Source organism: Ideonella lacteola (assembly GCF_038066555.1).
Taxonomy (GTDB): domain Bacteria; phylum Pseudomonadota; class Gammaproteobacteria; order Burkholderiales; family Burkholderiaceae_C; genus Ideonella; species Ideonella lacteola.
This window is the reverse complement of record NZ_JBBUTG010000005.1, coordinates 110,174-122,653: the sequence shown is the minus strand read 5'-3', so window position 1 is coordinate 122,653 and position 12,480 is coordinate 110,174. Positions and strand designations below refer to the sequence as shown.

At 68.9% G+C, this 12,480-nt stretch carries 11 protein-coding genes; 9 read left to right on the top strand and 2 right to left on the bottom strand.

Features of this window, described 5'->3' with window-relative positions; genetic code table 11:
• Positions 1 to 21: 21 nt before the first annotated feature.
• The 4 genes from AACH06_RS10580 (at position 22) to AACH06_RS10565 (ending at position 4,305) form a co-directional block, all read left to right on the top strand.
• Positions 22 to 561, top strand: a complete 540-nt coding sequence (locus tag AACH06_RS10580; protein WP_341425639.1) for a hypothetical protein — start codon at positions 22 to 24, stop codon at positions 559 to 561.
• A complete protein-coding gene (locus tag AACH06_RS10575; RefSeq protein WP_341425638.1) occupies positions 558 to 701 on the top strand; it encodes a hypothetical protein in 144 nt (47 codons plus the stop codon). The genes AACH06_RS10580 and AACH06_RS10575 overlap by 4 nt, the downstream gene beginning before the upstream one ends.
• A 139-nt stretch (positions 702 to 840) precedes the next feature.
• Positions 841 to 2,175 carry a PAS domain-containing protein gene (locus AACH06_RS10570; protein ID WP_341425637.1) on the top strand — a complete coding sequence of 445 codons (1,335 nt, stop codon included), beginning with the start codon at positions 841 to 843 and terminating at the stop codon, positions 2,173 to 2,175.
• 3 nt (positions 2,176 to 2,178) lie between these two features.
• The gene (locus AACH06_RS10565; RefSeq protein WP_341425636.1) at positions 2,179 to 4,305 is read left to right on the top strand and encodes a GAF domain-containing protein; all 2,127 of its coding nucleotides are present in this window, start codon (positions 2,179 to 2,181) and stop codon (positions 4,303 to 4,305) included.
• Here AACH06_RS10565 and AACH06_RS10560 read toward each other — a convergent pair whose 3' ends face one another.
• A complete protein-coding gene (locus tag AACH06_RS10560; protein WP_341425635.1) occupies positions 4,306 to 4,953 on the bottom strand; it encodes a biliverdin-producing heme oxygenase in 648 nt (215 codons plus the stop codon).
• Between the two features lie 41 nt (positions 4,954 to 4,994).
• On the opposite strand from AACH06_RS10560, the gene bchO reads away from it, so the two are divergent.
• From bchO to AACH06_RS10535, 5 genes are all read left to right on the top strand, one after another.
• Positions 4,995 to 5,912 (top strand): alpha/beta fold hydrolase BchO, encoded by a 918-nt coding sequence (bchO, locus tag AACH06_RS10555; protein WP_341425634.1) that lies wholly within the window; start codon positions 4,995 to 4,997, stop codon positions 5,910 to 5,912.
• A gap of 335 nt (positions 5,913 to 6,247) precedes the next feature.
• Positions 6,248 to 7,429 (top strand): efflux RND transporter periplasmic adaptor subunit, encoded by a 1,182-nt coding sequence (locus AACH06_RS10550; RefSeq protein ID WP_341425633.1) that lies wholly within the window; start codon positions 6,248 to 6,250, stop codon positions 7,427 to 7,429.
• A gap of 5 nt (positions 7,430 to 7,434) precedes the next feature.
• On the top strand, positions 7,435 to 9,429 hold the full coding sequence (locus AACH06_RS10545; RefSeq protein ID WP_341425632.1) for an ATP-binding cassette domain-containing protein: 1,995 nt from the start codon (positions 7,435 to 7,437) through the stop codon (positions 9,427 to 9,429).
• A gap of 5 nt (positions 9,430 to 9,434) precedes the next feature.
• Positions 9,435 to 10,805 (top strand): TolC family protein, encoded by a 1,371-nt coding sequence (locus tag AACH06_RS10540; RefSeq protein WP_341425631.1) that lies wholly within the window; start codon positions 9,435 to 9,437, stop codon positions 10,803 to 10,805.
• A gap of 118 nt (positions 10,806 to 10,923) precedes the next feature.
• Entirely contained in the window at positions 10,924 to 11,406 is a 483-nt protein-coding gene (locus AACH06_RS10535) for a GreA/GreB family elongation factor (protein WP_341425630.1), read from the top strand.
• Positions 11,407 to 11,750: 344 nt separating this feature from the next.
• Here AACH06_RS10535 and AACH06_RS10530 read toward each other — a convergent pair whose 3' ends face one another.
• On the bottom strand, positions 11,751 to 12,305 hold the full coding sequence (locus AACH06_RS10530; RefSeq protein ID WP_341425629.1) for a hypothetical protein: 555 nt from the start codon (positions 12,303 to 12,305) through the stop codon (positions 11,751 to 11,753).
• Between the last annotated feature and the right edge of the window lie 175 nt (positions 12,306 to 12,480).

Below are 12,480 nucleotides of genomic sequence, written 5' to 3'. Positions count from 1 at the left end.
GACAACAACCTGGAGACCGCCATGGACCTGCTCCACCCCGGAGGTACCGAAGCCGCGTTGCGGCGCTGGGCGCGCTTTGCGGATCCCTGGCGCTTTTACGAGCTGGCGTGGCGGCCGGTGCCGGTCTTGCTGGTGATGGCTTTGGTGCTGGCCGCGACCGGCCTGCGGGCGATGGGTGGTCCGGCCCAGGCAGAGGGCCACGATGCCGAGCGTTTGCTGGCGCTGCACCTGCCGCTGGCTTGGCTGGCGCTCGCGCTGGCACTGGCGATGCTCGGGGCGGCCGTGGCGGGCCGTCTGTCGCGAGCGGCGCTGCCGCTGCTTCTGCTAGAGGCCTTGGCGCCCACCGGCGCATTGGCTGCGCTGCTGGCCCTGGCCACCGGTGCCTTGTGGCAACAAGCGAGCGGGGGTGCGCAACCGCCGTGGGACGTGCCGGTGCCTGCCGCCGCCTGGCCTTGGGCCGGGGCCTTCGCGGCGCAGGCCCTGGCGGCCGTGCTGTTGCGGGTCCGCCTGGTGATCGTCGAACTGGCTCGCCGTGACCTGGCCCTCGGGAGGCCATCATGAGCGCGCTGTCCACCTTGGGCCTGGGGCTGGTGGCGCTCGCCCTCGCCGCCGAGTGGTGGGGCCTGCATCTGCGACGCCGCGCACTGCGGCGGGCCAGTGAGGGCGAGGCCGAAGACGCCAGCGATGAATGGCAAGTCTGAGGCAGTTGCTGCGGGTGTAGTGCGTCGGTCGGGACCGCTGGCCAGCGCTGCCCGCCCACCGGGGGCTGATCAGATCTGCACCGGCAAAGCGTGGTAACTTCTGCGGATACCGCGATTTGCGGGAGCTTGGAGACAACGCGTGGCCACTGGCCCAGCCGACCCTGCAGACCTGAGCTTGTTGTCCGGGCTCGCTCCGGAGCTGGCCAAGGCATTCGTTTCCGTGGCGAGCGACATTGCCCTCGTCATCGATCCGAACGGAGTCATCCGCAACGTGGCGGTGGCCGACGCCGGCCCGAACCCGCCGGCCCGCCAATGGGTGGGTCGCCAGTGGGAGGAGACGGTCACCGGCGACACGCGCCAGAAGATCAAGCAATTGCTGCTCGAAGCGAGCAGCACCGGCGTCACGCGGCGGCGTGAGGTCAATCACCCCTCCGGCAGCGGCCCCGACATTCCCATCTCTTACGCCGCATTGCGGCTGGGCGAGCAGGGCCCGCTGATCGCCGTCGGCCGCGACCTGCGCGCCGTCGGCGCGATCCAGCAGCGCTTCATCGAAGCGCAGCAAGAGCTGGAGCGCGACTACTGGAAGCTGCGCCAGGCCCAGACGCGCGACCGCCTGCTGGCCCAGGTGGCCTCCGATGCGGTGATGGTGCTCGATGGCGAGAGCCTGGCCGTGATCGATGCCAACCCGACGGCCGACGAGCTGTTCGGCGGGCTGCAGCAACCCTTGCCGGCGCCGATCGCCGAGCTGCTGGCCATGGCGCGCAGAACGGCGCGTGCGGCCGAGGTTCGCACCCGTCTAGGTGACGGAGGCACGCAGATCGAGCTGTCGGCCACCCCGTTCCGTGCACCGGGCGAAGGGCAGGGGGCGCTGCGCCTGCTGGTGAGGGCTCGTCCGGCGAGTTTCGATGCCGAAGGGCCGGCCGGCGAGGGCGTCGTGGTCACCGATTCCAGCGGCCGGGTCCTGATGGCCAACGATGCGTTCGTGGCCCTGTGCCGTTGCGGCGTCGAGGCCCAGGTGCGCAGCCAGTTGTTGACAGACGCCTTGGGCGACCCGGATCGCCGGCTGGCCGCGTTGATGGTCGACGTGCGGCGCGACGGACTGGCGCAGGCCTCTGGCGTGAGCATCGGCCACGCCCCCGGCCAGGTCTTCGGCGTGGAGGTCTGTGCTGCGTTGCTTGCCGACGGTGATCAGGAGTGCATCGGGCTGACGCTGCGCCGAGTGGCCTTGACGTCCGGCGACGAAGCACCGTCCGACAAGCTGGCTGCGGCGCTCAGGGGCCTGATCGAGCGGGTCGGCGAGTTGCCGCTGCCTGAGCTGATGCAGCAGGCGGCTGAGTTGGCCGAGCGACATGCCATCGAGTCGGCCATGCACCGCGCGGCCAGCGAGCTGCGCGCGGCGGCGCGCCTGCTCGGTTTGAATGACCACGACTTGGCGTTGCGCCTCCAGCGGTTGGGCATCGCCGTCAGGCGCTGAGCTGTGCAATACAGCCCCCCGTTCGGTCAGGCGGACCTGACCAACTGCGAACGCGAGCTGATTCACCTCGCAGGCTCGGTGCAGCCGCATGGATTGCTCATGGTGTTGAGCGAGCCTGCGCTCGAGGTGGTCCAGGCGAGCGCCAACACCGCGGCGATGATGGGCCTGGCGGTCGACGACTTGCTCGGGCGAGCCCTGGCGAGCCTGGGCGGCACGGCGCACGAGCGGCTGCGCCGCCTGATCGCCTCGCAGGACTTGAGCGAGCCCGTGCCGCTGCAGTGCACCTTGGGCTCGGGCCACTCGCCGGGCTGCTTCGAAGGCAGCGCCCATCGCCACCCCGGTGGCGGCCTGATCGTCGAGCTGGAGCCGTCGCCACCGGCGGACCGGCTCTCGCACGACCAGCTGCTGCGCAAGGTGTCCGCCGCCGTCCAACGCTTCAGCGCGGCCGCGAGCATCGGCGCGCTGACCGATGCCGTGGCGCAGTGCGTGCACGACCTGACCGGCTACGACCGTGTCATGGTCTACAAGTTCGACCAGGACGGCCACGGCAAGATCGTGGCCGAGGTGCGCGACCCCCGGCTTGAGTCGCTGTTGGGCCACCACTACCCCGCCTCGGACATCCCGCAGCGAGCGCGTGAGCTCTACCTGCGCAACCGCGTCCGCGTGCTGGTCGACGTCCATTACGAGCCCGTGCCGCTGGTGCCGCGCCTGCTGCCGACCACCGGCCAGGAGCTGGACATGTCGCTGTGCCATCTGCGCAGCATGTCGCCGCTTCATCTGCAGTACCTCAAGAACATGGGTGTCACGGCGACGCTGGTCGTGTCGCTGGTGCGAGAAGGGCGGCTGTGGGGCCTCATCGCCGCCCACCACTATTCACCCCGCCACCTGCGCCATGCCGTGCGCGCCGCCTGCGACCTGCTCGCCGAAGTGATCTCGACCCGCATCGCGGCCATCGAGACCTATGCGCATGCCCAGGTCGCCATCCTGGTGCGGCGGCTCGAGCAGCGTCTGGTCGAAGCCACGTCGATCGAGGGCGACTGGCGGCTCGCGCTGCTGCGCAACCCGCGCATGCTGCTGCAGCCGCTCGAGGCCACCGGTGCGGCGCTGTTCCATGAGGGCGAGGTGCTGACCTCGGGCGAGGTGCCTTCCACGCCCGAGCTGCGGGCCTTGATGCAATGGATCGACGAGCAGAACCACGAGCCGCCGTTCGCCTGCTCATCCGTGGGGCAGCAGAACCCGGCGCTCGAGTCGCTGACGCCGACCGCCAGCGGCGTGCTGGCCGTCAAGCTGTCGACCACCCGGCCGGACTACCTGATGTGGTTCCGCAAGGAACAGTTGCTCACGGTCACCTGGGCGGGCGACCCCCACAAGCCCGTGATCGGCGACAGCCCGCTGGATTTGTCGCCGCGCCGTTCGTTTGCGGCCTGGTCTGAGCTGGTGCGGGGCACGGCCCTGCCGTGGACAAGCAGCGAGATTGCCCTCGCGCGCGCCATCGGGGTCGCGCTCGTCGACATCATCGTGCAGGTCCATGCGGTGCGGCTGTTGATCGCCGAACACCAGCTCGTGCAGGTGCGTGCGACGGTACAGGCCTCGCGCGAGCCGGTGGCCATTGCCGGCGTGGACGGCCGCCTGCTGTTCGCCAGCGACGCCTTCTCGCAGCTGGTGGCCGGTAGCCTGCCGCCTGCGACGTTGGACGACCTCGCTGCGTGCTTCACCGAGCCTGCTCAACTGCGCCAGGCCCTGGAAGCGCTTCGCACCGCGCACCAACCCTGGCGCGGCGAGATGGCGCTGCGACGCGCCGGCCTGCCGGACCTGCCCCTCGGGGTGCGCGCCGAGATCGTGCCCGGCCGCGATGGGACGCTGCTCGGCTTCATCGTCATGCTGGCCGATCTCAGTGACACGCAGCGTGCGGCCGCAGCCCGGCGCCAACTCGAGCTGAGCCTGCAGCCCGTGGAGCGCGATGCCGACGAAGTGATCCGCGCCATCCTCACCAATGCCAGTCTGGCGGCGATGGACATCGCCGACGGACCGGGCGGGCCGTCCGTCGCGCCGCTGCTCAACGAGGTGGAGGCGTCCACCCAGCGCGCGACGGCGTTGTACGGCCGCATGCGGCTGTTCGACGAAGATTGATCAATGAGGGAGCTGCTCGAACAGCTCCACGTGGCGCTGGAAGGCGCGACGGGCCTCGGCCACCAGACCATCGGCCTCCACTGGCGTCAACTGCATGGCATCCAATCCAGCGCGAAACGCCTGGGCCAGCGCGACCACCCGGCCCGGCGGGCCAAAGTCGTAGAAGCGGGCGCCTCGATCCTCTGGCAGGGCCAGCGTGTGGCTGATGCGGCGATGCAGGATCTGGCCGCCGTGCAGATCGCCCAGGTAGCGCACGTAGGCATGCGCCAGAAGCAGCAGAGGCTCGCGCTCGGCGAGAGCATTCAGGCGCGACACATAAGACGCGGTGGCATCTGCCAGCGGCGCGGTGGGGGCATCGGCCCATCCCAGCTCTTGCAGATCTGCGGCCAGCGCCGCGCCCCGGTACAGCGGCCCGAAATCAATCAGGGTGAGGCGCTTGTCGTGCCGCTGAAGACCCGCCTCGAGCGCAGCGTAAATGGCTTGCAGGTTGAACAGAAGGCCGGCATAGGCCGAGCGCGCCAGTTCACCCCGAAGCAAGGCGGCCATCAGCCCCGCGCGCTCTGCGCGCTGGTGCAAGTCTCGGGTTTCGAGGCGCAGTCGCGCCGACAACAGTACGGTGTGGGACGCGTCGTTCGCCGTGTGGGTCATATGCCGTTGCATCATAGCGGTGGGCCCCCCGGGAGACACGCATGAACTGGGACCGTGACGGCCTCGATTGGCCCAACCGCCAGAGCAGCGGGTTCGTGCAGGCGGCCGGCCTTCGCTGGCACGTGCAGCGCATGGGCCGCGGGCCTGTCTTGCTGCTGCTTCACGGCACCGGCTCGGCCACGCACTCCTGGCGCGACCTGATGCCGTTGCTGGCGTCTGAGTACCACGTGGTGGCGCCCGACCTGCCGGGCCATGGCTTCAGCGACCCAGCGCCCTTCGAAGCTCGCTCGTTGCCGGGCATGGCGCGTGCGGTTGCCAGCCTGTTGCAGACGCTCGATCTTCAGGCCGAGTGCATCGGCGGCCATTCCGCGGGCGCGGCCATCGGCGTGCAAATGGCTCTCAGCTCGTTGGCGACACCGCGGGGATTGGTGCTCATGGGCGCGGCGCTGCTGCCCTTCAAGGGCTTGGCCGGCTACTGCGCGGCACCGCTGGCGAGATTGATCGCCCGTTCTGCCGCGCCAAGGTGGGCGGCTCTGCGCGCCGGGCGAGATCACAACGTTCAGCGGCTCATCGACGCCACGGGTTCACGCATCGACCCGCGGGGCGTGGCCGCGTACCGCACGCTGTTGCGCAGCCCCGAGCACATCGAGGGCGCACTGGCGCTGATGGGCGGATGGGACCTGGCACCACTGACGGCCACCTTGCCGCGACTGCAGTCACCGACACTGTGGCTGCATGGGGCCAACGACCGCACGGTGCCTGAAACCCAGGCCATCGAGCTCGCCAAGCGGATACCCCAGGCCCAGCTGCGCCGACTGGCCGGCCTGGGCCATCTGGCCCACGAGGAACAACCGGAGCTCCATGCGCGGTTGATCCTCGAATTCCTCCACGGTGTTTCGCGATCACCTGCGAACCCCGCCGAACGATCCGGAGCGGAAGCGGAAGCCACGCGGCAGTAGCGCGAGCCGTGGCCCGAACCTGGCCCCACATACGGCGAAGGGGCGCTGCTGGAAGCGCTGGCTTCGGCGGCAGTTTGGCGGCGGCGACGGTGGCCCCGGGAGGCCCGGCACGCCGGGCAGCCACCCGCAACGCTGGGCCCGGCGTTCGCGCGCCGTACACTGACGCGATCCTTTCTGTCGCTCGCGCCGGTCCTCAACGTGCCTCATCTGACTTATTACGTCCGTGGTCAGTCGCTGCCCGGCAGCTTCTTCGTGATCGGTCACACGGCGGCACAGGAGTTCTGCGTTGGCAGTGTCGCGGTCCTTGCGCCGTTCTCGCGCAAGGGCGGCAACCAATGACCGCGGCCTCTGCTGCTTCGCGGCCGCTCGGCTTTCTGCGCTTCGCGTGGCGGTCTTGGTGGGGGCGAATCGCCTTGCTGCTGTTGCTGTCTGGTGCCGGATGGGCTGCCTGGGGTGCCTTCGGGCCCTCGAAGCCGCCGCCGGAGCCGCCGAATGGCGAAGCAGCGCCCGCTGACATCACCCAAGTCGTGCAGGCGGCCGGCATCTTGCAGCCCCGCACCAAGGTTGACGTGGGCGCCCAGGTCAGCGGCCAGGTGCGCAAGATCCACGTGGAGCTGGGCCAACAGGTCAAGAAGGGCGAGCTGCTGGTGAGCCTGGATTCCGAGTTGGCACGCAGCGATGTGGCCCAGGCCGAAGCCGCCGTCGCGCAACAGGCCGCGCTGATCGACAGCACCCAGGCCAGCCTCAGCCTCGCGCGCCGCGAAGCCGAGCGCCTGCACCGCCTTCTGCGCAACGAGGCCGCGGCGATCACCGAGACCGAGCGCGCTGACACCGAGCTGGCCAAGCTCGAAGCCGACCTGCGTGGCCAGAGTGCCACGCTGAAACGCCTTCAGGCCGAGCTTGATCAGCGCCAGCTGCGTCTGGGCTACACGGCGATCACCGCGCCGATGAACGGCACAGTGGTCAACCTGGCGGTGCAGGAAGGACAGACGGTGATCGCCGTTCAAGTGACGCCGGTGATGGTCACACTGGCCGACCTGGGTGAGTTCACCGTGCGCGCCCGCGTGCCGGAGGCCGACATCGCGCAGGTTCGCCCGGGCCAGCAGGCCAGCTTTGTCACGCTGGCTGGCGAGGCCCAACGCTACGAGGGCAAGCTGAGGGTGATCCAGCCTATCCCCGAACGCGTCGGCAATGCGGTGTTCTACAACGTGCTGTTCGAGGTGCCTAACCGTGAGGGTAGCCTGCTGTCCGACATGACAGTTCAGGTCAGCATCGAGACGGGCCGCGCGGCGCAGGCCCTGGCCATTCCCATGGTGGCACTGGGCCCGCGTGGCGCCGATGGCCGCTACGTGGTGCAGGCCCTGGGCACGGGCGGCAAGGTGGAACAGCGCCTGATCCGAACCGGCCTTCAAGACGGGGCCAAGATCCAGGTGCTCGAAGGCCTGAAGGCCGGCGACAAGGTGCTGCTCGCCCCCCTGCCGCCTGGCGCCGCTTCGGCCGCGTCGGCAGCCGGCTGACCGCGATGGCGCTGATCGAGCTCACCGGCGTCGGCCGGCATTACCGGCTCGCCGGCATCGATGTGCCTGCGCTCGAGGGCGTGGATCTGACCATCGAAGCGGGTGAGTTCGTCGCGATCATGGGTCAGTCAGGCTCGGGGAAGAGCACGCTGATGAACGTGCTCGGCTGCCTGGACGTGCCCACCGCGGGCCACCTGCTCATCGATGGCCGTGATGCCGGTGCACTGCAGCCCGACGAACTGGCCGCGCTGCGCCGCGAACGCTTCGGCTTCATCTTCCAGCGCTACCACCTGCTCCCACACATGGATGCGCGTGCGAATGCGGCGCTGCCGGCCGTGTATGCGGGTGTGGACATCAAGGACCGCCGCGAGCGTGCCGAGGCTCTTCTGGAGCGGCTGGGCCTGGGCTCGCGGATGCACCACAAGCCGAACGAGCTGAGCGGTGGGCAGCAGCAGCGCGTGTCCATCGCCCGCGCTCTGATGAACGGTGGCCAGATCATCCTGGCGGACGAGCCCACCGGCGCGCTGGACTCGCAATCGGGCGCCGAGTTGCTGGCGCTGCTGGCCGAACTGCACCGGCGCGGGCACACCATCATCCTCGTGACGCACGACGCCGCGGTGGCGGCCCACGCTCGGCGCATCATCGAGCTGCGCGATGGGCGCATCGTGCACGACAGCGGCGCGCCCGCCGATCATCAGTCGGCGGCGCCTGGTGCCACCGAGCGCGGCCTGGCCGGCGGCGGGTGGTGGCAGCGGCTGCGCGCGCAGTGGCGCGAGGCTCTCCAGTCGGCGCTGCAGGCCTTGCTCGGCAACCGCTTGCGCTCTGCGTTGTCGATGCTGGGTATCAGCATTGGCATCGCCGCGGTGGTGAGCATCATGGCGCTGACCGGTGCAGCACGCGGCAGCATCGAGCGCGACGTGGGGGCCTTCATGCAAGGGCGCATCCTCGTCTACCGAGGCAACCCTGCGTTGCCACCCGGCGCCGTGCCTCGGCCCTTTCGCCCGTCGGAAGTGGCGGCGGTGAGCGCCTTGCCCGGCGTGCGCGGCGTCACCTTCGAGCGTGAGGCGCAGATGACTGCGCGCCATGCCAACCGGGACAGCATGGTCAACGTGCTGGGTGCCGAGCCACAGACGTTGGCGATGCGCAAGCTGAAAGTCGTCGAAGGCCGGGCGCTGACCGATGCCGATCTCGGCACCCGCGCGCAGGTGGCTCTGATCGACGACAAGGCGCGCAACAGCCTGTTTCGGGCCGGCGAGGCGGTGATCGGCCGCACGCTGATGGTGGCGCCTCAGATGCAGGTGGCCGGCGCCGGCGCTGCCGTGCCCGAAGGCGTGGCGTTGCCAGTCACGATCGTCGGCGTGGTCGCCGCAGACGGCATGACCGATTTCGGATCCTGGCTCGGACGCGTCTTCGTGCCGCACACCACCTTCTCGCAGAAGCTGGACCTGCGCACCGATGCCGACACGTTCAACGTGCTGCTGGACAACAGCGTGCCACCCGACGAGGTCCTCAAGCAACTGACGTATCGCCTGCGGGCGCTGCATGGCGAGGAAGACTTCGGCACCTGGAGTGCCGACGAAGAGTTCCGCAAGTTCCAGCAGATCACCGGTGCCTTGTCGCTGCTGTTCGCCGGTGTTGGAGCGATCTCGCTGTTCGTTGGCGGCGTGGGGGTGATGAACATCATGTTGGTCTCCGTCAGCGAGCGTACGCGCGAGATCGGCATCCGCATGGCGGTGGGCGCGCGCCAGGCCGACGTCCGCCTGCAGTTCCTCGTCGAGGCGGTGCTGCTGTGCTGCCTGGGCGGCTTGGCGGGCGTGATGTTGAGCTGGGTTGGCTCGCAGGTGCTGAACCGGGTTCAAACCAGCCTTCACGTGGAGGTGAGTTGGGCTGCGCTCGGTGTTGCTTTCGGTGTCGCCAGCCTCGTCGGCCTGATCTTCGGCACGCTGCCGGCGCGGCGCGCCGCGGCGTTGAGCCCGGTGGATGCATTGGCGAGGGAGTGAGAACGATGACGATGAGCGGTAGCCGCTGGCTGGCTTGCGCCGCGGTGGCCTGGCTGTCCGGCTGTGCGGTGTCGCCTCCGATGGGCGCCGAATACTCCGCCGCACCGTCGGCCTGGGCCACGCTGTCTGCGTCCGTTTCGGATGAGCAATGGCGCGGCCCGACGGACCCCGCCCTGGAAGACCTGCAGGAGCGAGCGCTGGCCGCCAACCGCGACATCGGGCAGGCCCTTCTGCGATGGAAGGCCGCGCAGCGGCAGGTAGAAGCCGCAGGCCTCGCGCGCCAACCCACGCCAACACTGCAGGCCGGCGCTTCCGGCAGCCGTGCGTTCGAAAGTGGTTCCGAACTGCAGCGTTCTGTGTCGCTGAGCGTCGGCGCCAGCTATGAAGCCGACCTGTGGCAACGCCTGGCGCATGCGCAAGACGCGGCCAGCGCGCAGGCGAGTGCCGCCGAGGCGGACTGGGCGGCCGCCCGTGTGCTGGTGCGTGCGCGAGTCGCCGAGGCATGGTGGTCGTTGGCCGCGGTCGCGGCTCAGGCGCCGCACCTGGCACAGCAGATCGAAGGCGCCGAGCAGGCGCTGGCCCTGACACGCCTGCGCGTGCAGGAAGGCAAGCTGCTGCCCATCGAAATCGACAAGGCCGCCGCCACACTGCAGGAGGCGCGCTTTCAGGCTGCAGAGCAGGCTGAAGCGGCCGTGAGGCAGCGCCTCGCCTTGGGCCTTCTGGTCGCGGACCCGGCGTACGCACCGCCCACGGCACCGGCATTGCCCAACGACGTGGCGGCGGATTGGCTGGCGCGCGAGACACCCACCCAGGTGCTCGCTCGCAGGCCCGACGTGCAGCAGGCGCGCGCTGCGCTCGATGCCACCTCGGCACGGTTGGCGAGCACCGAGGCGGCACGCTACCCGCAGCTCAGCTTCAACCTGGCGGTGAGCAGCGGCGGGCCCCATTGGGGTGACTGGCTCAAGAATCCCCTGGCGACGCTGAGCAGTTCGCTGCTCGTGCCGATGGTCGACTGGCGCCGCCTGGACCTGCAGCGCCTGGATGCCCTTGACGAGCGTGAGCGCGCCGCTCTTCAACTGCGCGACACGATGCACCGCGCCCTGGTCGAGATCGAACAGCTCGCTGCCGAGCAACGGCGCTTGCAGGAAGAACACGCCGCGCAGACCCAGCGCCTGCGCGAGGCCAGCGCCGGCGAGCGCCTGGCCGAAGCGCGATACGTCGCCGGGGCGATCGGCCGCCTGGACTGGCTGCAGGCCCGCAACGCGCGCCTCGCGGCCGAGCAGCAAGGCGTTCAGTTGCAGCTGCGTCGACTGCTCAATGCAGTAGGACTGCAGCGCGCGCTTGTCGCCAACGGGGTCGACCATCCACCTGCATGATGCGCGGCGACAGGGTGCCCCTGGCTAAAGTGAATTGGCGGCCCACAGACCGAGCGGGCTTGGAGCCCACATTTCACAATTGACACCGAACGCTTGTTTGAGATGCCTGCCATTCGTCATGGATAAATCCTTGCTAACGCAGTTGGTGCTGGAACGACTCGCCGAAGACCTGCTGCAAGCCGAACAGGCGGCGAGAACGGCCCATGAAACCGCGACCCACGAAGAGAACATCGCCGAGAACAAGTACGACACCTTGGGTCTCGAAGCCGCCTACCTGGCCACCGGCCAAGCTCGTCGCGCTGAAGCCATCCGCCAGGCGATGGCCAGTTGGCGCCAGTTCCGCCCGCGCCCTTACAACGCCAGCCAAGGCATACAGCTCGGCGCGCTGGTCTGCCTGGTCGATTCCGAAGACAAGCAGCAGCAGCTTTTCCTCGGGCCCGATGGCGGCAGCATGAAGTTGCTCAGCGGCGACCAGCTCATTCAGGTCATGAGCAGTGAGTCGCCGTTGGGCAGGGCCATGCTGGGCAAATGCGAAGGCGACGAGGTGTCGATACAGGTCGCTCAAACCCGACAGCAATTTGAGGTCGTGCGGGTTCAGTGAGCGGCAGGTAGGTGTGGGGCGGCGAGGGCGGCGTGGCAGTGTGTCGAAAGACGTATTGCGGCGCGGAGACTTGGCGAGCCGACGCCTGTGGCGGGCCATGGGCGGAGAGAGATGGCCGGAATTGGCCAAAGGCTGCCCATGCCGATTGGCCGTGTGGAGCCTCAGCAAACCCTGCGGCGGGGCACGCGGAACGATCGGCCCGTGATGCGCACATCATTCTCAGGACCAGGGCTGAAGCCCCTTCACGTCGGACAGCAAGGGTAGGCCAAGGACGACTGTATCGATACGGGAAGGACACCTCGTCACCACACGAGCTGACCTTCCCCTGTTGCCGAACCTGTTTCCTACTTCTTGGGGGCACGCGACACGACGAGCCAACTTCCCGGATCGATGCGTTGCGAGCCGACGTTGGCGTCGTGCCCACAGCTGAGCGCGATCGTTTGCGGGGCGGCCAGGACCACAACGGCAAGATTCGGAATCGGCGAGGCCGCTGGGAAGCCGTCACCGCCCCCCATCATGGCCGAGGACTGGCTGACTTGTGCACCGTCGACAGTCAGTTGGCAGCGCAGGATGTCGTTAGGCCCAAAGTTCACGGCGGGCGCCAGTGAGTTCACGATCCATTCTCCGGCTGGAACTGTCAACGAGGCCACCGCAGTCCAGCCAGGTGACGCAGGCAGGTAGGTGGCCGCATTGTTCTTGACCGAGTAGGTGCCCGCGGCAGAAGCATGCGCCATGGATGCGACAAGAATCGCGGCTGCAATCAAGTTGCGATGAACGAGCATGATGAATCCCCAGTTGTCCGGCCTCGGATTGGCGCCGCACGGCTCATGACCGGCGAGGGGCCGTGCGGCGTTCCAGCGTGAACGGGTCCCGCCGGGTGTCGCGAGTTCCTGCTTCAACAAAGAACTCGCCCCACATCCCTTCGGACGGCGGATAGGTCCGGTTCCGGACATTGCCGCGCAGATATTCGACGGATCAATGGATCCGGCACCCGCCACACGGGTGTCTGGCTTGACCGCGGGCTTGCCCGATAGCCTGGCGGCTACGCAGCCCCGTCGACAAGCCTCTGGCCTG